The organism is Sphingobium aquiterrae (genome assembly GCF_037154135.1).
GTDB classification, from domain to species: Bacteria; Pseudomonadota; Alphaproteobacteria; order Sphingomonadales; family Sphingomonadaceae; genus Sphingobium; species Sphingobium aquiterrae.
In genome coordinates this window covers 14,513-33,709 of record NZ_JBANFL010000024.1, presented here as the reverse complement: position 1 = coordinate 33,709, position 19,197 = coordinate 14,513, and the positions used below count along the sequence as shown (strand labels likewise).

At 66.3% G+C, this 19,197-nt stretch carries 16 protein-coding genes and 1 tRNA gene; 6 read left to right on the top strand and 11 right to left on the bottom strand.

What is annotated here, in order from left to right; translation table 11 throughout:
* Positions 1–221: 221 nt before the first annotated feature.
* The 6 genes from rbfA to rimP form a co-directional block, all read right to left on the bottom strand.
* Positions 222–617 (bottom strand): 30S ribosome-binding factor RbfA, encoded by a 396-nt coding sequence (gene rbfA / locus WFP78_RS20265; RefSeq protein WP_336966205.1) that lies wholly within the window; start codon positions 615–617, stop codon positions 222–224.
* 134 nt (positions 618–751) lie between these two features.
* Positions 752–3,349: a translation initiation factor IF-2 gene (gene infB / locus WFP78_RS20260; RefSeq protein ID WP_336966204.1), complete on the bottom strand. Its 2,598-nt coding sequence runs from the start codon at positions 3,347–3,349 to the stop codon at positions 752–754.
* 68 nt (positions 3,350–3,417) lie between these two features.
* Positions 3,418–4,230, bottom strand: coding sequence for a DUF448 domain-containing protein (locus WFP78_RS20255; protein WP_336966203.1), 813 nt, complete (start codon positions 4,228–4,230; stop codon positions 3,418–3,420).
* Positions 4,217–4,447, bottom strand: a complete 231-nt coding sequence (locus WFP78_RS20250) for a tautomerase family protein (protein ID WP_336966202.1) — start codon at positions 4,445–4,447, stop codon at positions 4,217–4,219. The genes WFP78_RS20255 and WFP78_RS20250 overlap by 14 nt, the downstream gene beginning before the upstream one ends.
* Positions 4,447–6,036, bottom strand: coding sequence for a transcription termination factor NusA (nusA, locus tag WFP78_RS20245; RefSeq protein ID WP_336966199.1), 1,590 nt, complete (start codon positions 6,034–6,036; stop codon positions 4,447–4,449). Before nusA ends, WFP78_RS20250 begins: the two co-directional genes overlap by 1 nt.
* Before the next feature lie 11 nt (positions 6,037–6,047).
* Complete coding sequence (gene rimP / locus WFP78_RS20240; protein ID WP_336966197.1) at positions 6,048–6,572, bottom strand: ribosome maturation protein RimP; 525 nt, start codon at positions 6,570–6,572, stop codon at positions 6,048–6,050.
* A 169-nt stretch (positions 6,573–6,741) separates the two neighbouring features.
* Here rimP and WFP78_RS20235 point away from each other — a divergent pair, with 169 nt between their 5' ends.
* Complete coding sequence (locus WFP78_RS20235) at positions 6,742–7,875, top strand: PQQ-dependent sugar dehydrogenase (RefSeq protein WP_336966195.1); 1,134 nt, start codon at positions 6,742–6,744, stop codon at positions 7,873–7,875.
* Between the two features lie 104 nt (positions 7,876–7,979).
* Here the strand turns inward: WFP78_RS20235 and WFP78_RS20230 are convergent, their stop codons facing one another.
* Both WFP78_RS20230 and WFP78_RS20225 read right to left on the bottom strand, forming a co-directional pair.
* Positions 7,980–8,777, bottom strand: coding sequence for an NUDIX hydrolase (locus tag WFP78_RS20230; protein WP_336966194.1), 798 nt, complete (start codon positions 8,775–8,777; stop codon positions 7,980–7,982).
* A gap of 145 nt (positions 8,778–8,922) precedes the next feature.
* Positions 8,923–9,834 carry a PAS domain-containing protein gene (locus tag WFP78_RS20225; protein ID WP_336966193.1) on the bottom strand — a complete coding sequence of 304 codons (912 nt, stop codon included), beginning with the start codon at positions 9,832–9,834 and terminating at the stop codon, positions 8,923–8,925.
* Positions 9,835–10,373: 539 nt separating this feature from the next.
* On the opposite strand from WFP78_RS20225, the gene WFP78_RS20220 reads away from it, so the two are divergent.
* Both WFP78_RS20220 and WFP78_RS20215 read left to right on the top strand, forming a co-directional pair.
* Entirely contained in the window at positions 10,374–12,440 is a 2,067-nt protein-coding gene (locus tag WFP78_RS20220; protein WP_336966191.1) for a YadA family autotransporter adhesin, read from the top strand.
* 1 nt (position 12,441) lies between these two features.
* The gene (locus WFP78_RS20215) at positions 12,442–13,221 is read left to right on the top strand and encodes an OmpA family protein (protein ID WP_336966189.1); all 780 of its coding nucleotides are present in this window, start codon (positions 12,442–12,444) and stop codon (positions 13,219–13,221) included.
* 85 nt (positions 13,222–13,306) lie between these two features.
* Here the strand turns inward: WFP78_RS20215 and WFP78_RS20210 are convergent.
* Positions 13,307–13,382 (bottom strand) — tRNA-Ala (locus WFP78_RS20210).
* Positions 13,383–13,630: 248 nt separating this feature from the next.
* On the opposite strand from WFP78_RS20210, the gene WFP78_RS20205 reads away from it, so the two are divergent.
* Entirely contained in the window at positions 13,631–14,506 is an 876-nt protein-coding gene (locus WFP78_RS20205; RefSeq protein ID WP_336966188.1) for a DUF2171 domain-containing protein, read from the top strand.
* Positions 14,507–14,580: 74 nt separating this feature from the next.
* Here WFP78_RS20205 and WFP78_RS20200 read toward each other — a convergent pair whose 3' ends face one another.
* Both WFP78_RS20200 and WFP78_RS20195 read right to left on the bottom strand, forming a co-directional pair.
* Entirely contained in the window at positions 14,581–16,092 is a 1,512-nt protein-coding gene (locus WFP78_RS20200; protein WP_336966187.1) for a DEAD/DEAH box helicase, read from the bottom strand.
* Positions 16,093–16,189: 97 nt separating this feature from the next.
* Positions 16,190–16,627, bottom strand: a complete 438-nt coding sequence (locus WFP78_RS20195) for a hypothetical protein (protein ID WP_336966186.1) — start codon at positions 16,625–16,627, stop codon at positions 16,190–16,192.
* 77 nt (positions 16,628–16,704) lie between these two features.
* Between WFP78_RS20195 and WFP78_RS20190 the strand changes: the two genes are divergently transcribed.
* Together WFP78_RS20190 and WFP78_RS20185 are read left to right on the top strand one after the other, a co-directional pair.
* Positions 16,705–18,186: an FAD-binding oxidoreductase gene (locus WFP78_RS20190; RefSeq protein ID WP_336966184.1), complete on the top strand. Its 1,482-nt coding sequence runs from the start codon at positions 16,705–16,707 to the stop codon at positions 18,184–18,186.
* A 158-nt stretch (positions 18,187–18,344) separates the two neighbouring features.
* Positions 18,345–19,136, top strand: a complete 792-nt coding sequence (locus WFP78_RS20185) for a SapC family protein (RefSeq protein ID WP_336966183.1) — start codon at positions 18,345–18,347, stop codon at positions 19,134–19,136.
* The last annotated feature ends 61 nt before the right edge of the window (positions 19,137–19,197 follow it).

Genomic DNA, 19,197 nt, shown 5'->3' with positions numbered 1-19,197 from the left:
GATGGCATTTTACGCCTGCACTGGGGCAGGACGAGCGAGAGCCCATGCCGTCAGGCGGTGCCCCCCGTTGCCGAACGGGAATGATCCGGCGCGTTTCCGAAGGTTCGGCGCTGCCGCTGTGACACGCTCCTGGGCCGAGGGCATCCGCAAACCGCTCCATGCCCCTTGGCCGACCGCAATCCCTTGACCGGCGGATCGATCCCGACCGCCTGGAAACCGCTCTATTCTTCGTCTTCCTCGGCCAGATCGCGCGCCACCTTGGGATCGCGCAGCAGCGTGTCGATATGGCTGCCCTCGTCAAAGCTCTCATCCGCGATGAATTTCAGCTTCGCGGCATATTTGAGCTTGATCCGCTTCGCGACCTCACGCTGGAGATAGGCGGTGTTGGTGCGCAGCGCCTTCAGCACCGCTTCCTCATCCTTGCCCAGCAGCGGCTTGATGAAGGCCGTGGCATGGCGAAGATCCGGCGACATGCGCACCTCCGTCACGCTCACCAGATGGCTGGCGAGGATGTCGTCATGCACGTCGCCGCGCATCAGGATTTCGGAAAGCACATGGCGCACCTGTTCACCCACGCGCAGCAGGCGGACAGAGGGACCTTCAACGGGACTGACCATCACATATCCTCGTCACCCCGGGCCAGGCCGGGGTCTCCAAGCGAGCGGGCACAAGCAGAAGGGAGACGAGCCCCCGGCTTTCGCCGGGGTCACGCATCTCTTCCTGCAGCATTCGCTCGCGCGTCGACCGCGCCTCAGAGCGTGCGCGCACGCTCCTCGACTTCATATGTTTCAAGGAAGTCGCCCGGCTTGATGTCGGTGTGGCTGAGGAAGGTCACACCGCATTCAAGGCCGGCGCGCACTTCGGCCACATCGTCCTTGAAGCGCCGCAGCGACGCGATCTCGCCATTGTAGACGATGACGTCGTCGCGGGTGATGCGGGCCTTGAGCGCCTTGCGGATGAAGCCTTCGACCACCAGCAGACCGGCAGCCTTGCCATGCTTGCCGGCCGAGAACACCTCGCGGATTTCGGCACGACCGACGATCGTCTCGATCCGCTCGGGCGCCAGCTGGCCGGCCATTTCGTTCTTCACTTCCTCGATGAGGTCGTAAATCACGTCATAATAGCGCAGCGACACCTTGTCCCGCTCGGCAAGCTGCCGGGCCTTGGCATTGGGGCGGACGTTGAAGCCGATCAGCGGCGCGCCCGACGCAGCGGCGAGCGTCACGTCGGATTCGGTGATCGCACCGACGCCGGAATGCAGCACGCGCACCTTGATCTCGTCGGTCGAGGCACGGTTGAGCGAGCTGACGATCGCTTCCACGGACCCCTGCACGTCGCCCTTCACCACCACCGGATATTCGATGACGGTGGTGTTGAGCGCGGAGAACATATGTTCGACGCTGGTCGGCGCGGCGGTGGTCCGCTTCTTGGTCGCCTGCTCGGCGCGATAGGTCGCGACTTCGCGGGCACGGGCCTCATTCTCCACGACGGAGAGCTGATCGCCCGCCATCGGCACGCCGGAAAGACCAAGCACCTCGACCGGGGTCGAGGGACCGGCGGTCTTCACCTGCTGCCCCTTGTCGTTCACCATCGCGCGCACCTTGCCGCTCTCGGCACCGACGACGAAGGTGTCGCCGATCTTCAGCGTGCCCTTGCGAACCAGGACGGTGGCGACGGGGCCGCGGCCCTTGTCGAGCTTCGCCTCGATCACATTGCCTTCGGCGGCGCGATCGGGGTTGGCGGTGAGTTCCAGGATTTCGGCCTGGAGCAGGATCTTCTCGATCAGGTCATCGAGGCCCAGGCCCTTGAGCGCGGAAACCTCGACATCCTGGACGTCGCCGCCCATGTCCTCGACCACGATCTCATGCTCCAGCAGGCGCTCCCGCACCTTCTGGGCATTGGCTTCGGGCTTGTCGATCTTGTTGATCGCCACGATCATCGGCACGCCGGCCGCCTTGGTGTGGTTGATCGCCTCGATCGTCTGCGGCATCAGCCCGTCGTCGGCCGCGACCACCAGGATGACGATATCCGTCACATTGGCGCCGCGCGCACGCATTTCGGTGAATGCTTCATGGCCCGGCGTGTCGAGGAAGGTGATGATATCGCCCCCCTTCGTCTTCACCTGATAGGCGCCGATATGCTGGGTGATGCCACCGGACTCGCCCGACACCACATTGGTGCCGCGCAGCGCGTCGAGCAGCGAGGTCTTGCCATGGTCGACATGGCCCATGATGGTGACGACCGGCGCACGCGGCTTGAGCGTTTCGACCGCGTCTTCATCACCGGTCACGCCGATTTCGACGTCGGAATCCGACACGCGCTGGATGCGGTGGCCGAATTCCTCGACCAGCAGTTCCGCCGTGTCCTGGTCGATCACGTCGTTCATCGTGACGGGCGTGCCCATCTTGAACAGCGCCTTGACCAGGTCCGCGCCCTTTTCGGCCATGCGGTTCGCCAGTTCCTGGATGGTGATGGCTTCCGGCACGACCACGTCGCGGACCTGCTTTTCGCGCGGCTGCGACGAGCCGCCGAAATGCGCGCGGCGCTCCTTTTCACGCGCACGCTTCAGCGCGGCGAGGCTGCGGGCACGGGCGCTGTCGTCATCGGCCAACGCACGGCTGACGGTAAGCTTGCCCGACTGGCGGCGATCGTCGACACCGCGCTTCGCACGCTCCGGCTTGGCCGGCTCGGGGCGACGCACGGGCTGGACCGGCGTGAAGCGGCGTGGCGGCGGATGGGCGGCGGTCCGCTCGGCGGTCGTGCCTTCCGCGGTCGCAGGGGCAGCCGCAGGGGCCTCCGCCACTTCCGGCGCCGCGCTGGCAGCAGCGACGGGCGCAGCAGGCGCTTCGGCAACCGGGGCCGCTTCGGGTTCAGACCCATCGGCGGGCTGCGCGGCAGCCACCTCCTCGGCGCGACGATTTTCTTCGACGCGGCGCTTTTCTTCCTCGATCTGCGCCAGGCGCTGGGCGTCCTCACGACGGCGCGCTTCCTCCAGCGCGGTCATGCGGGCCTCCTCGGCCTCGCGCAGCAGCTTGGCCTGCAATTCCTGACGCGACATCAGGCTGTCGCCAGCGGACGGACGAACCGGCGCGGGCGCAGGGCGCGGTGCCGGTTGCGGCGCGCGGGCCACCGGCGGCGGCGGCGCAGCGGGCTCCGCCGCGGCGGGCACAGGATCGGCCACCGGGCCTTCGCCCGGCTTGCCGATGAGGCGGCGCCGCTTCACCTCGACCACGACCGTATTCTTACGGCCATGGCTGAAGCTCTGCTGTACCTGCCCAGCCTCCACGGTCCGCTTGATGCCCAGCGGCTTGCGGCCCAGAGTCGGCTTGTCTTCCTTGCTGTCACTCATCGACTAAACTTAACCCTTCACTTCCATACGCGCGGACCGGGGCGCCACAGGCACCCGACCCCTTGCCGTCAATCCGATGCCGGAACGTTCTGTAGGGGCACTTCCTCGGCGGACCGGGGGTCCACGCGCGAAGGCGCCTCGTTAGCGCATCCCAGATAGCTTTGCCAGCGGCCAAGCGCGGCACGAAGCCGCGCGGCCGCCCGATCGTCCGTCACGGCGATGTGGACGACATTCTCGCGTCCCATTGCCATAGATAAGGCGTCGCGGTCCACAGGCAAGACGAGACCGGCAAGATCGCTGCCTTCCGCCTCCTGCCCGACACGCAGCGCCTGGTCGAGTTTACGATTGCCGTCGGCGGCGCCGTCGGCCGCGTGCAGCAGCAGGACGACCTGCCCGCGCCGCGCCGCGACGTCGATTTTTTCGGAGCCGGTGAGCAGCATGGAGCTTTTCGCTTCCAGCCCCAGCCGGTCGAGCAAGGCCGCGCGCAACGCCGAATCGATCCGCGCCGGCAGATCGTCGGGAATCGCAAGGTCGCCGGTCTTGAACGCCCGCGCGAGCGCACCGCGCAGCTTGCCATTGCCCAGCGCCTTTTCCAGCGCGGCATGATCGACACCGATCCAGGCGCCCCGCCCCGGCGCCTTGGCGCGGATGTCGGGCAGCACCTGTCCGTCCGGACCAAGCGCCAGGCGAATCAGATGGTCCGGATTTTCTCGTTCGCCCGTCAGGATGCAGCGGCGCTCGGGGTCGGTGCGTTCCGCCTTGTCCCGTGCCGCCTGGGCATGACGATTTTTGGAGGCGCGTCCGCGCTTGCCCTCACCGGTGGCGGGGGCAGCCTCTTTTGCGTCGACCTTCAGGTCGTGTGCGGTCTCATCGTTTTCCATCCGCAAGAGCGTCCTCCTGCGATGGTACTGGGGCACGGTCGGCAATCAATATGCCGCCCGCGCCATAATTTTCCAGGCTGAGTTCGGTGATGTTCACCTGTACGGCAGCCGCCGGCTTGCCCAGCCGCTCCACGAGCGACCGGGTCACGTCGGCAACGATCCCCGCTTTCTGCTCGCGGGTGGCGGGTCCGGCCAGGCGGATGTCGACAAAAGGCATCAGGCTTCGCTCGCCTCCGAGGTTTCTTCGTCCGCGAACCAGTGGGCGCGCGCGGCCATGATGATCTCATTGCCCTGGTCTTCGTTCAGGCCATATTCGGCCAGGACACCGCCCTTGTCCTCGGACGTTTCCTTGGTCCGGCGACGCGGATCGACACGCTTGCGCGCGATCAGCTCGTCGGTGGCGAGGTCGGCCAGATCGTCCAGCGTCTTGATGCCCGCCTTGCCCAGCGTCACCAGCATGGCTTCGGTGAGGTGCGGGATATCGGCCAGCGCGTCTTCCACGCCCAGACCGCGGCGTTCCTCGCGGGCGGCGGCTTCGCGGCGGTCCAGCGCTTCCTGCGCGCGGTTCTGCAACTCGGCGGCCAGATCGTCGTCAAAGCCTTCGATCGAGGCCAGCTCGTCGATGGAGACATAGGCAACCTCTTCCAGCTCGCCGAAACCTTCGGCGACCAGCAGCTGCGACAGCGTCTCGTCCACATCCAGCTCGTTCTGGAACAGTTCGGAGCGTTCCACGAATTCCTTCTGGCGCTTCTCGCTGGCGTCGGCGTCGGTCATGATGTCGATGGCCTTGCCGGTCAGCTGGCTGGCGAGGCGGACATTCTGGCCGCGACGGCCGATGGCGAGCGACAGCTGGTCGTCGGGAACGACCACCTCGATGCGGCCTTCATCCTCGTCGATGACGACGCGGCTGACGGTCGCGGGCTGCAGCGCGTTGACGACGAAGGTCGCGGTGTCTTCGCTCCAGGGGATGATGTCGATCTTCTCGCCCTGCATTTCCTGCACGACGGCCTGCACGCGGCTGCCCTTCATGCCGACGCAGGCGCCGACCGGGTCGATGCCGCTGTCCCGGCTGATGACGCCGATCTTGGCGCGGCTGCCCGGATCGCGGGCGGCGGCCTTGATCTCGATGATGCCGTCGTAGATTTCGGGCACTTCCTGCGCGAACAGCTTCTTCATGAAGTCGGGATGCGCGCGGCTGAGGAATATCTGCGGCCCGCGATTTTCGCGGCGGACGTTGAGGATGATCGAGCGGATGCGATCGCCGACGCGGACGACTTCGCGCGGGATCTGCTGGTCGCGGCGGATGACGCCCTCGGCCCGGCCCAGGTTCACCACGACATGGCCGAACTCGACAGACTTGACGACGCCGGTGATGATCTCACCCACGCGGTCCTTGAATTCCTCATGCTGGCGCTCGCGCTCGGCGTCGCGGACCTTCTGGAAGATCACCTGCTTGGCGGACTGTGCGTCGATGCGCCCCAGATCGATCGGGGGCAGCGGATCGACGATGAAGTCGCCGACGACGGCATCCTTCTGCAGCTTTGTGGCCTGCTTCAGGTCCACCTGCTTGAAATAATCCTCGACCAGCTCGACCACTTCCACGACGCGCCACAGGCGCAGGTCGCCGGTGTCCGGGTCCAGCTTGGCACGGATGTCGTTCTCGGCGCCGTAGCGCGCGCGGGCGGCACGCTGGATCGCGTCTTCCATCGCCTCGATGACGATGGCCTTGTCGATCATCTTCTCGCTGGCGACGGAATTCGCGATCGCGAGCAGTTCGGCCTTGTTGGCGGAAATGGCGTTGGCCATGATCTAGACTTTCATCCTTCCGTTTCGATTTCGTCCGCACCCTCGGAAGAGAGCGGCATTGTAGCAGCAATCAGCGCGTCGGTCAGCACCAGCTTCGCGCTGTTGATATTCTCGAAGGCGATGGCGACATCGCCGACCTTGGCGTCCTTCAGATTGACGGTCTCGCCATCCAGCCCGACCAGCAGGCCCTTGAACGTCTTGCGCCCCTCGATCCCTTCCAGCGTGGTGATCCGCGCTTCATGGCCGGCCCAGTCGGCAAAGTCGTGCAGCCGGGTCAGCGGGCGGTCGATGCCGGGCGAGCTGACTTCCAGCCGATAGGCTTCCTCGATCGGGTCGGTCTCGTCCAGCAGGTCCGACAGGCGGCGCGAAATGGCCATGCAATCGTCGATGATCAGCTGCTTGGTATCGGGGCGCTCGGCCATGATCTGCAGCGTGCGCTCGTCCCCCGAGCCAAAGAGCTTGACGCGCACGAGGTCGAAACCGAGGGCCTTCACCTCCGGTTCGATCATCTGGGTCAGTTCGGCGATATCCGCCATGAATGCTCCGATATTATGGACATGGGCTTGTTGCCGCCGGCACCCGCTGGTGCCGACCCTGACATGTTTGACGATGTAAGGAAGCAGGCGTCATATAGGCAGGACTATGATGCGCTGCAACCTTATTCGCGATCATGCGTCTGGCTGCAGGAAATATGGGAGGAAACACATGCGTCACCTGATGTTTACGGCTCTGTCCGCGCTGCTGATCGCCTGCAGCGGGGGCTCGGGCGCCAATGGGCAGACCATGGTGGCGGACAGGCCGTTCAAGACATCGGTGATCGCGGACTTCGAGTCTCCCTGGGCCATGACCTTCCTGCCCGACGGACGCATGCTGGTGACGGAGAAGGCGGGCGCGCTGCTGCTGTTCGATCCGGCGAACGGCACGAAAATCCCGATCAGCAATGTGCCGAAGGCCGACAACGCCGGGCAAGGCGCGCTGATGGACGTGGTGCCGCATCCGCAATTCGCCCGGAACGGCATGGTCTATCTCAGCTGGTCGGAAAGCGGCGAAGGTGGCAAGGGCGTGGCGCTGGGCATGGGCAAGTTCGTGCAGGCGAGCGACGGCAACACCAGCCTGCAGGGTTTCAGGACGATCTTCCGCGCGACACCCTTTGTCGAGGGGAACGGCCATTATTCCGGCCGCATCGCCTTTTCGCCCGATGGCAGATATCTGTTCTTCACCAATGGCGAGCGGCAGAAATTCGATCCCGCGCAAGACCCCAAGGTAACGCTGGGCAAGGTGCTGCGCCTGAACCTGGACGGCACGCCGGCGGCGGGCAATCCGCTGGCGGCCAAGGGCTTCCACCCTGCCATCTGGTCCTATGGCCATCGCAACCTGCTGGGCATCGCCTTCGACGGCGAGGGACGCTTGTGGGAACAGGAAATGGGGCCGCAGGGGGGCGACGAGGTGAACCTCATCAAGCCAGGCCTCAACTATGGCTGGCCCCTCGCCTCCAACGGCAGCCATTATGACGGGCGCGACATTCCCGATCACAAGCCGGGCGACGGCTTCGAGGCGCCGAAACTCTGGTGGAACCCGTCCATCTCGCCGGGCGGCTTGCTTTACTACAGCGGCGCCATGTTCCCGCAATGGAAGGGATCGCTGTTCATCGGCGGCCTGTCCAGCAAGGCGCTGATCCGGGTGAAACTGAACGGCGAGCAAGCCAGCAAGGCCGACCAGTGGGACATGGGCGCCCGCATCCGCGACGTCGAACAGGGGCCGGATGGCGCGCTCTGGGTGATCGAGGATGGGCGCGGCGGCGTGCAGGGCCGGCTGCTGAAGCTGACGCCGGCGGCCTAAGCTGGACGGTCTGAGCCGGACGACCTGAACCGGATGCTCCCGGCCGTGGCGCGCCTGCATGCCCACGGCCGATTGCCCATGGCCGATAAAGGCCGCTTGTCCGCTCAGCCCCGCCTGGCCGTCTCCAGCCGCTCCGCCGTGACCGGATAGCCCAGATGCGCCGGAATGCACAGATGCGGCGCCCCGTCCCGATCCTCGACCCAGGGCGTCACCTTCTCCACGGGGGTCGCGCAGGCATGGGTGGCGGCCGCCGCAAAGCCCTCGAACAGCGCCAGCCGCTCCAGATTGCGGCGCGTGGGGAAGATGACATGCGCCTCGCCATTGTCGCTGCGCGCCAACACCTCGGCCGCGCTCGCCCAGAGCAGGCGCACATTCTCCGTCGCGTCGACAACGGGCCGGTGGTCCTCGCCCGTCAGGCAGAACAGATAGAAGCGGGTGTCGAACACGCGCTTTGCATGCTCCACCCGATTGGGATGCCAGCGTGCAAAGGGCACCAGTGCCGCCAGATCGAGGGAGAGCCCGAAACGGGCGAGCAGCGCGGCAAAATCTTCGCCATTTGCCAGCCCGGCCCGGATCGCGCCGGTCGTCGCGGCATCGGGCAGCGGCGTCAGGCCCGCCGCCAGCCCCGCTTCCTCCATCGTTTCGCGAATGGCGGCGATCCGGGCGGCGGCTTCATCCTCTTCCAGCCCGAACATCCCGGCCAGCCCCGCGCCCAGCGCACGGTCCCCGTCATCCACCGCGCCGCCCGGAAACACCATCGCACCCGCCGCAAAGACCATGCGAGACGAGCGCTCCAGCATCAGCAGTTCCGCCGGCCCGTCGGCGCGATCCCGAAAGACGACAAGCGTCGCGGCATCGCGTGCGCCAGGATGTGGAGTGGGATTGCCGGTTGTCGCCATCATGTCTTCATGCCTTTTCCAAGGTCATTTGGCACGCGCGGGACTGGCTGGAAAGACGAAATGACAATCGATGATCGGCGCGCGACATGAGGGGCGGCGCGCGGCCGGGCGCTATTCCATGGCGATTCCAGCCCGCTCACACACGCCCTCAGAACATGGCGGGATCGGGATCGCCGGCCTTGCCCAACAGGAAGATCGCGCCGCTCCCCTTGTCATGCGTGACCAGCGGGGCGGCGCTCACGCACACCGGCGTCGTCCTGGCGCCGCGCCCCAGAAGGTCGGCGGACATCGCAAAAGGCCGGCCGCCGGTGAGCAGGGTTTCGACCGCGTCGGTGATGTCGCTGCGGCTCGCCGCGTCGAACAGGGCCGCGAACCTGAGGCCGACAATCCTGCTTTCATCGGCCTGGACAAGCGCGGCCAGCGCCGGCGAGGCCGCCGTCACCATGCCGCGGATGTTGATCGTGCCCCTGGCCATATCGGGCAATCCGTCGATCAATGTCTCATAGGCCATGGCCCGCGCCTCCAGCTCGCGCACGGCCAGCCGGTGCGCGATTTCGTCCGCCAGCACGGCGAAGCCGCCGGGGAAACGCGTCACGGTGACACGGAATGTATTGACGCGCTGCTCGGTCAGGTCGATCTCGAAGACTTCGGCCATACCCGTGTCGCGGACCCGCTCCAGCGCGCGGGTGACGAGGTGCCCGCTCTGGTCGGACAGGATTTCCGACAGCGCGATCCCCTGCACCGCTTCGGCGCTCAGCTGAAGATATCGCCGCGCGGCCGGATTGACCCGCACGATATCCCCCCTGTCGTCGGTGATGACCACCAGCGTCGGCACGACATCCAGGACGATGTCCAACTTTGCCGCCATCCGGCCTTCATCGTCGCTGCCGGGCCGGGCCGCCGAATAGCGAAGGAACAGATCGGTGGCGATCAGTGACAACCCCACCTGGCCATGGTTCAGGATATGGACCGGGCTCCCCAGCGCGCTCCGGGCATAGGATGCAAAATTACGGACGAACGACGTCGCACTGACGACTTGTCCTGGCAGATTCCCCTGCATCGCCTTCTCCTCTGTTTCCCCCGATTTCCTTCCTCCTCCCCTTTTTGAGGATGGCGACCCTACAGAAAATCCTGATGCGCATTCGAAACCCATGGAAACGAACTGCTAACCCTTTTGATCCCACTCATTGTTGTAGCGAAATAATCTTCCTAAGGCGTTAAAAATATAGCGAAAACACCCTGTTTCGATCACAATCGATTGTAGCGATGGCTAACCGGTATTTTCCATATTTTCTGTAATTTCGGGAAACCGCCCGGTTGGCGCGATCTTAGCGCGCGCAATGCACCTTGCCGTTCGAGGAGACAGGTTGGCCGATCCGGATCTCGCAGGAGATCCGGCCCGACAACAGGGCATCCCTGAATTCAATATCGCAGGGCAAGGGCATGAAAACAGGACAGAAAAAGACCGGTGCGCGTCATGCGTTCCCGTTGCGGCCGGGCATCGGGCCTTCGACACATGCCAGTTATGCCGACCCATCGCTGCTGACGCCCGCATGCGTTATCGCCCAACATTCGGGCCAGCGTTCAAAAAGGCCATCCATGGGCCTTCGCCTGCTCGCCGCGGCGTCGATCCTGCCTGTGCTTGGGCAGGTCATGCCGGCCCGGGCGAATGTGGTCAGCGCCTGTTCGGGGGTCAGCCTGCCCAAATCCGTGCTCACCCAGGCGATCGGCGACGTCATCACGCCGGTGCTCAACCCGGTCGAATCCATCCTGAGCGCATTGACGCTCGGCACCGTCAACCTCGGCATCAGCAGCACCCTGGCGAGCGTGGCATCGGGCGCGCCGATCAGCCTCAACGTGCTCGATATCAACGGCAACGCGGTCAATCTGCTGACCGATCCGGTGTGCGACACGACAGCGGACAGCTACACCCTCTCCAATCCAAAAGGGATCTCGTTCGGCGGCAACAAGATCACCGGGCTCGGCGCGCCCGGCCTTGAGGCGAGCGCGGGCGAGATGGATGCGATCGCCATCGGCAATCTGGCGTCCACCTCCACCGGCGCCTTCAATGCGATCGCCATCGGCTCGGGCGCGGTGGCGACGCATAGCGGCAGCATCGCGCTGGGCGCCAATTCGCTCGCCGATGGCGCGACCCTGGGCAATCTGGGCTATCTGGTGGGCGGCACCGCAACCGCGGAACTCAATATCGGGAACCGGCGCATCACCGGCGTCACCGCAGGCGCCAATCCCACCGATGCCGTGAACGTGCAGCAGCTGACGGTCGTCAACGACGCCCTTGCCGACCTTTCCGACGCCGTCGTGCATTATGACGACAGCACGAAGACCATCGTCACCCTGGCCGGCGCAGGCGGCACGACCATCACCAATGTCGCCGCCGGCGTGAACCCGACCGACGCGGTCAACGTGCAGCAGCTGACGGACGTCACCAATTCGGTCGACGGCCTTTCCGCCCGGGCGGTGCAATATGACAGTGCGGCCATGGACGTTGTCACGCTGGCGGGCGCATCGGGCACCCGGATCACCAACGTCGCCCCCGGCACGATCAGCGCGACCAGCACGGATGCGGTCAACGGCGCCCAACTGCAGGCGACCAACAGCATCGTCGCCCAGAACAGCACGGCGATTACCCAGCTTTCCTATGATTTTGCGATATTGAACGCGCTGGCGGTCAAATATCAGGATATGACCAAGTCGACCGTGGTGCTGGAAGGCGCCGGCGGCACGACGATCACCAATGTCGCGCCGGGAGTCGCGAGCAACGATGCGGTGAATGTGGCGCAACTGTCCACGTCCGGCGGCGGCACGGGCGGCGGCGGTGGAGGCGGCGGCACGCCGACCAGTCAGGACGCGCTTTTGTACGACCCGGTCAAACAGGCCTATGATGCCAGCCGCGGCGGGGTGGACCAGCATATTACCGGCGTTGCCGCGGGCGACCTCAGCGCCACCTCCAGCGACGCGGTGAACGGCGCGCAGCTTTACGCCACCAATGTCCAGCTCGCCTATAACACGACCGCCATCACCGAGCTTCAGAACGGCACCGCCGGCTATTTCCAGGTCAACAACAGCGCCGGCTATGCCACGCCCAAAGCCACCGGGGCGGATTCCCTTGCCGGTGGCGCGGGCGCCGTCGCCTCGGGCACGCGCAGCACGGCGATCGGCACCAACGCACAGGCGCTGGCCGACAACAGCATCGCCATCGGCTATGGCTCGGTTGCCGACCGGGCCGGCACGGTATCGGTCGGCAGCCTGGGCGCGGAACGGCAGATCGCCTATGTGGCGGACGGCGTATCCGCCACCGACGCGGTCAACCTGCGCCAACTGCAAAGCGGCATGAGCCAGGCGACGGCCGATGCGAACGCTTATACCGACCTGCGCTTCAGCCAGTTCGACTCCGGCCTTCGGGACCTGCGCGCCGATGCCGAGGGCGGCACGGCCGCCGCGATGGCGATGTCCGGCATCCCGCAATCCACGGAACCGGGCAGCGGCATGTTCGGCATGGGCGTCAGCACATGGCAGGGCGAACATGCGGTCGCGATGGGCGTTTCCAAGGCATCCGACAATGGCAGGCTCGTCATCCGCGCCGCCGCCACTTACAACAGCCGTAATCAGGGAGGTGCCAATGCCGGCTTTGGTGTCGCGTTCTAATATGAGCGCCCTGATCGTCCTGGCGTTGCTCGCCACCCTCCCCCAGGCCGCAACCGCAGCCGAACCGCAATTCACGCCGGACATCGCGCCGGCCTCCACCTTCCCCGACGCGCGCCGGGCGACCCGCAAGGAGGGCGTCTTCGTCGCGCCGGCAACGGTCCGCCTGATCGCGCCCGGCATGACGAAGCGCCAGGTCTATCCGCTCCTGGGCGTCCCCCATTTCCATGAGGGGTTATTCGGCGAACGTCGCTGGGACTATATCGTCAATGCCTATACGGGGGCGGGCACGGCCTATCGCGTCTGTCGCCTGCAGCTCCACTGGGGGCGCGGCATGCGCCTGGACGGCATCGCCTGGAACAGCGAGGAATGCCGGGCCGCCTTCCATCAGGACAGCGTGGCCAGGGAAGACAGCAGCCCTATCGTCGCGACCCCGGTGGAAACGCCGGCGCCGCAACCGGTCACGATCCATTTCGCCTTCGACAGCGCCGATCTGTCGCCCGATGCCGAGCAGATTCTGGGCGCCTTTGTCGCCGCGATGTCCGCGAGCGGACGCACGATCAGCGTCGTCGGCCATACCGACAGCGCCGGCCCCGACGCCTATAATGACCGCCTGAGCCTCGCACGCGCCGATGCGGTCGCCCGCTATCTGGGGGGGGCCGGCATCGCGACTTCACGGCTGCGCATATCGGGTGCCGGCGAGCACGGCCAGGCGCTGACAACGGCCGACAACGTGCCGGAGGCGGCGAACCGCAGGGCGGTGGTGACGATCGTCGCGCAATAGCGGGAATCCTCCCCAGGGCGACGCGCGACCGCCCCACCACCGACAGGATGGCGCCTGTCGGGCGTCACCGACGATGGAGGGAAAATGGTGGAGCCGAGCGGGATCGAACCGCTGACCTCGTCATTGCGAACGACGCGCTCTCCCAACTGAGCTACGGCCCCAAGGCGGTCGCCTATAGGCGAGCCATTCGCGCCATGCAATCCTCTTTCGGCAGCGGCTTGCGCGCTTTTGTTCCCGGCGTCGCCGGCCGTCGCCACCCGCCCGGCTGCCATGATCGGCCTTCACGATCGCCGCCGCGTCCGGGCCCGGCAATATCCCGCCATGATGGCGGGAACATCCTGCCCCGCCCATCATTGATCTCCACGATGGCGCAGCCCCGCGCCGTCCAGAAAAATCGAGAGGAACCATCATGGGACATCAAGATGGACGCCACCATGGGCGAACCTACGGTCGCGGCCGCGACCGTTTTTCGGAGGACCGCTCTTCGGACGGCTACTGGCAGGGCCATTATGGCGATGCCCAGCGCTACGGCGCCCCGCCGCCCGACGATTATGAGCCGGAAGGTCGCGGTTTCTTCAACCGTGCGGGCGATGAAGTGCGCCGCTGGTTCGGCGACGAGGAGGCCGAGCGCAGGCGTGCCTATGATGCATGGTTCAACCGCCGCTATGGCGACCCGCGCGACCAGTCCAGCCGCCTGGGCTTTGCTTCCGCGAACAGCGCCAGCTATCGCCCGAATCAGGGCTATGCCCCCTTTACGGGGCAGGACAGCGGCCAGATGCCCGATCAGGGCTATCACTACCGGCCCTCCGCCGACGTCGGCTATGGCGCGCCGCACGACAGCCATTATCACAGCTGGCGGCAGGACCGGATCGCGGAACTGGACCGTGACTATGCCGAATATCGGCGGGAGAATCGCGCCCGCTTCGACAATGATTTCGGCAACTGGCGCTCGCGGCGGAAGGAACAGCGCGCGGCCCTGGCGCAGGTGCGCGAGCATATGGCGGTGGTAGGCAGCGATGGCGATCATGTCGGCACCGTCGACAAGGTCTGCGGCGACCGCATCATCCTGACCAGGACGGACAGGGATGCCGGCGGCATCCATCATGCGATCCCCTGCGGGTGGATCGACATGGTCGGCGACGACAGGGTGACGCTGGAGAAGACCGCCGCGCAGGCTTATGAGGCATGGCACGCCGAGCAGGAACAGCAGGCCATGTTCGGCGACCGGGATTGCAGCGACGAGACCCTGCGCGGCGGCCCGTCGCGTGGCGGTGCCGATGACTGATCCGTCATCCGGCCGATCTACGGCAGAACGTAAAAAAGCCCGGCCGGTGACGGTCGGGCCTTTTTATGCTGGCGTCAGTTGTTGAAGCCGAAGGAGAGGAAGTCCGGCATCGGGCCGTTCCAGCCATCGTCCGGGCCGTCATCGGGCTCGTGACGGCGGCCACGCGGCGCTTCGCGGCGCTGATCGTCCCTGCGATCCGCCGGGCGCGGCGCGCGGGGCTGTTGCGGGGCGGGTGCCGCAGGACGCTCTGCCCGCGGCGCGACGGGCGCGCGAGCTTCGACCGGGGCTCGCGTTTCGACGGGTGCGTGCGTTTCGGCGGGCGCACGAGCCTCGATGGGTGCCGGTGCCGCTGCCTCGTCAGGGGCCTCGCGGCCGGTACGGGCCTTGCCGCCACGGCGACGCGGCTTGGCGGCGGGCTTGTCGTCCGCCTTCCCGGCTTCCGGCACGTCGGCGGCCTTTGCCGGCGCAGCGCCTTCGCCGCCCATTTTCGGGATCTTCGTGCCGATCAGCTTCTGGATATTGTCGAGCGCCTCGGCATCTTCCGGGGTGACGAAGGTATAGGCCACGCCCTTGGCCCCCGCGCGGCCGGTGCGGCCGATGCGGTGGACATAATCGTCCGGGTGCCAGGGCGCGTCGAAGTTGAACACATGGCTCACGCCCTTGATGTCCAGCCCGCGCGCCGCGACGTCCGACGCGACCAGGATGTTGACGGTGCCGTTCTTGAACCGGTCCAGTTCGGCAATGCGCGAGGACTGGTCGATATCGCCATGGATCTCGCCCGAGCGCAGGCCGTGGCGCTGCAGGCTCTTGTTCAGTTCGCGCACCGTCGTCTTGCGGTTGCAGAAGACGATCGCGGTGTGGACCTCTTCCCGATCCAGCAGGGTGAGCAGCATGTCGCGCTTCTTGCGCGATTCGACCGGCACCAGCCACTGGGCGATGTTGATCGAGGCGGTCGCGGGCCGCGCGACCTCGATCGACTTGGGATTGGAGAGGAACTTGTCGGCCAGCTTCTTGATCGGCGCCGGCATGGTCGCGGAAAACAGCAGCGTCTGGCGGGTTGCCGGCAGCTTCGTGCAGATTTCCTCGATGTCGGGGATGAAGCCCATGTCGAGCATGCGGTCGGCTTCGTCGATCACCAGCAGCGAACAGCCGTTGAGCATGATCTTGCCACGCTGGAACAGGTCCATCAGGCGGCCGGGCGTCGCGATCAGCACGTCCACGCCCTTTTCGAGCGCCGCCACCTGATCGCCCATGTTCACGCCGCCGATGAGGAGCGCCATGGAGAGCTTGTGATACTTCCCGTATTTCTCGAAATTCTCGGCCACCTGCGCGGCGAGTTCGCGCGTCGGCTCCAGGATCAGCGAGCGCGGCATGCGGGCACGGCTGCGGCCATGGGCCAGGATGTCGATCATCGGCAACACGAAACTGGCCGTCTTGCCTGTGCCCGTCTGGGCGATGCCGATGATGTCCTTCATCATCAGAACGGGCGGGATCGCCTGCGCCTGGATCGGCGTCGGCGTGTCATATCCGGCCTCGGTTACGGCCTTCAGCAATTCGTCGGAAAGGCCGAGATCGGCAAAAGTCATTCAAATGTCCGGGATAGGGCCCCGGCCGGCAACGGCCAAGGCGCGTCTTAATCCGGCGCCCTCTGCGCAAAATGCAGCCCGATGTCAAGGAAATCCGCTATTTCTCGGGTACAAGGCGCCGGAAGGCGGTAATTCTGCACTCCCGCCCGCCCCGCGCCTTCAATTCGTCCCGCTCGGCGCAGAGCGATCCGTCCTCGCTGGGCTCGACATAGAAGCCCATGTAGAAATCCACCGCGCGGCAGCCCCGCTCCAGCCGGGCACGATAGCGCTGGCCGGTGGTCAGGATCATGTCCACGCCGTCGTCCGACGTGATGCCCGCCGAGCGGATGGACCGAATGGCCAGGCAACGCGGCCCCTTTTTCTCGTCAAAGTCCATTTTCGGCGGGTCCGGCACCGGCGGGCGCGCGGGCGGCCGGGCCATCGGCACCCGGATGATCACGCGCTGCTCGATCTGCAACTGGGCGAGAATCACCGGGCCGCGATCAGCGGCAGCACCGGGAGCCCCGAGAAGCAGGAACGTGATGGCGTGAAGCAAGAACAAACCCCTTGTGGGAGAAAGGGCGATAAGAAGCAGCGGTTGAACATTCGATGAATTCGCGCACATAACAGGCCATGGCTACCACCCCCGTCAAGTCGCGCGTGACATCCGCGCAGATCGACCGCTTCCGCCCGCTGCTCGGCCCCAGGGGTGTCATCGACGATCCGCAGGATGTCGCGCCCTGGGCGCATGACTGGCGTGGCCGCTTTTTCGGCGAGGCAGCCGCGATCCTCGCCCCGGCAAGCACGCAGGAGGTCGCCGCGACCGTGGCATTGGCGGCTGGGCTTGGCATCGCGCTGGTGCCGCAGGGCGGCAACACCTCCATGGTCGGCGGCGCGACGCCCCCCGCAGACGGCAGCGCCCTCATCCTCTCGCTGCGGCGGATGAACCGGATTCGCAGCCTGTCGGCAGCCGATGCGCTGGCGGTGTGCGAGGCGGGCGTGATCCTTTCCAACCTGCACGATGCCGCCACGGCCGAGGGGATGCGCTTTCCGCTCAGCCTTGGCGCCAAGGGGTCGGCGACCATCGGCGGCCTGGTTTCCACCAATGCCGGGGGCACGCAGGTGCTGCGCCACGGCACGATGCGCGCGCTGGTCGAGGGGCTGGAGGCGGTGCTGCCCGATGGCGGCATCCTCCATGGCCTGGCCGCGCTGAAGAAGGACAATCGCGGCTATGACCTCAAGCAGCTGCTGGTCGGCGCGGAGGGCACGATCGGCGTCGTCACGGCCGCCTCCCTGCGGCTGGTGCCGGCAATCGGCGACCGGGCGGTCGGCTGGGTCGGCGTCGCCTCGCCCGAACAGGCGCTGGCACTGCTGCGGCTGCTGGAAGCGCGCATGGGCGATCTGGTGGAGGGGTTCGAGATCATCGCCGACGACGGCCTTGGCCATGTGCTCTCCCATATCCCCGGCACCCGCTGCCCGATCGGGACGCGCACGCCATGGCATGTGCTGGTGGAGGCGGACTTGCCCGTCCGGCATGACGGAACGGCAGCAGGCGGGGCCACTGCCGCCCAGCGCCTGGAAGCCGCGCTGGCGGACGCATTCGACGCCGGCATCGCCATGGACGCCGCCATCGCCGCGAACGAGGCGCAGGCCGACGCCTTCTGGCGCATCCGCGAATCCCTGTCGGAATCGGAAAAGGCGCAGGGGCCGGCGCTGCAGTTCGACGTCAGCGTGCCCGTATCCGCCATGCCCGCCTTCATGACCGGCGCGGCGGCGGCGGCCGAGCGCGCCTTTGCGGGCTGCACGGCCTCGTCCTTCGGCCATCTGGGCGACGGCAATGTCCATTTCCACGTCCGCGCACCCAAAGGCACCGGCGACGGCCCTGCCTGGATCGCGGCGGAGGGCCGGACCATCAGCGCCTTCGTCCACGATATCGTGGTGGCCGCGGGCGGCTCCATCTCCGCCGAACATGGCATCGGCCAGATGAAGCGCGCGGAGCTGGGGCGCCTTGCCGAGCCCGCGCGGATCGGCGCGATGCGCGCGATCAAATCCGCCTTCGATCCGCTGGGCATCATGAATCCCGGCAAGCTCATCCCCCTGCCCGACGAGGCGTAGCGGCACCCCGAAACCGGGCCGACATGCCAAAAGGCGCAGGGACCGGGTCTTTCACCGACAAAGCAATTGCGTCCGGGGCATGAGCGCTTTACTGCGCTGACCCCATCCGACCGAACAGCCCGGCATCGTCCGCGCACCCGACCAGATGGAGAGTTTCAATGGCCACCGCGCCGACCAGCACCCTGCCGATCTTCTACAACGACCTGATCCCGCTCAACAGCCAGGAGCATGCCTCCTGGCATACCCGCCCGGTCGAGGCGCTGCCCTTCCTGGCGCAGCATCATGCCGTGCCGCTGACGATCGACGAGTTCGTGCCCGCCCAGCGTTTCCTGCCGATCATCTTCTCTTCGGGCGACGCGCCCGTGCCGCTGGCGCTGATGGGCCTGAACGAAGGCATCAACGTCTTTGTCGATGACGCGGGCAAGCTGCTGGGCCGCACCTATGTGCCCGCCTATATCCGCCGCTACCCCTGGATGCTCGCCAAGCTGCGCCCCGATTCGGAAGAGCTGTCGCTCTGCTTCGATCCCACGTCCGAAGGCGTCGGCGAGTTTGCGGAAGGCGAGGCCCTGCTGGCCGATGCCCAGCCGACCGAAGTCACCAAGAGCATCCTCAGCTTCTGCGAGGAGTTCGAACAGGCCGCCGCGCGCACCAACCAGTTCATGAACGACCTGAAGGACATGGACCTGCTGATGGAAGGCGAAGTCGCCATCCAGGTGCCGGGCACCGAGCAGCCCTTCGTCTATCGCGGTTTCCAGATGGTCAACGAGCAGAAGCTGCGCGACCTGCGCGGCGACCAGCAGCGCAAGCTGGCGCAGAACGGCATGCTGCCACTGCTCCACGCGCATCTCTTCTCGCTGCAGCTGGTACGCGATATTTTCCAGATGCAGGTCGAACAGGGCAAGGGACCGTCCATTCCGGTCCTGCAGCAACCGGCCCCCGCCAACGCCTGAACGGGGGTCGGCGCCTGATCGAATGATCGGCGCCAGATAAAAGCAGCACCCGATCCGGCCG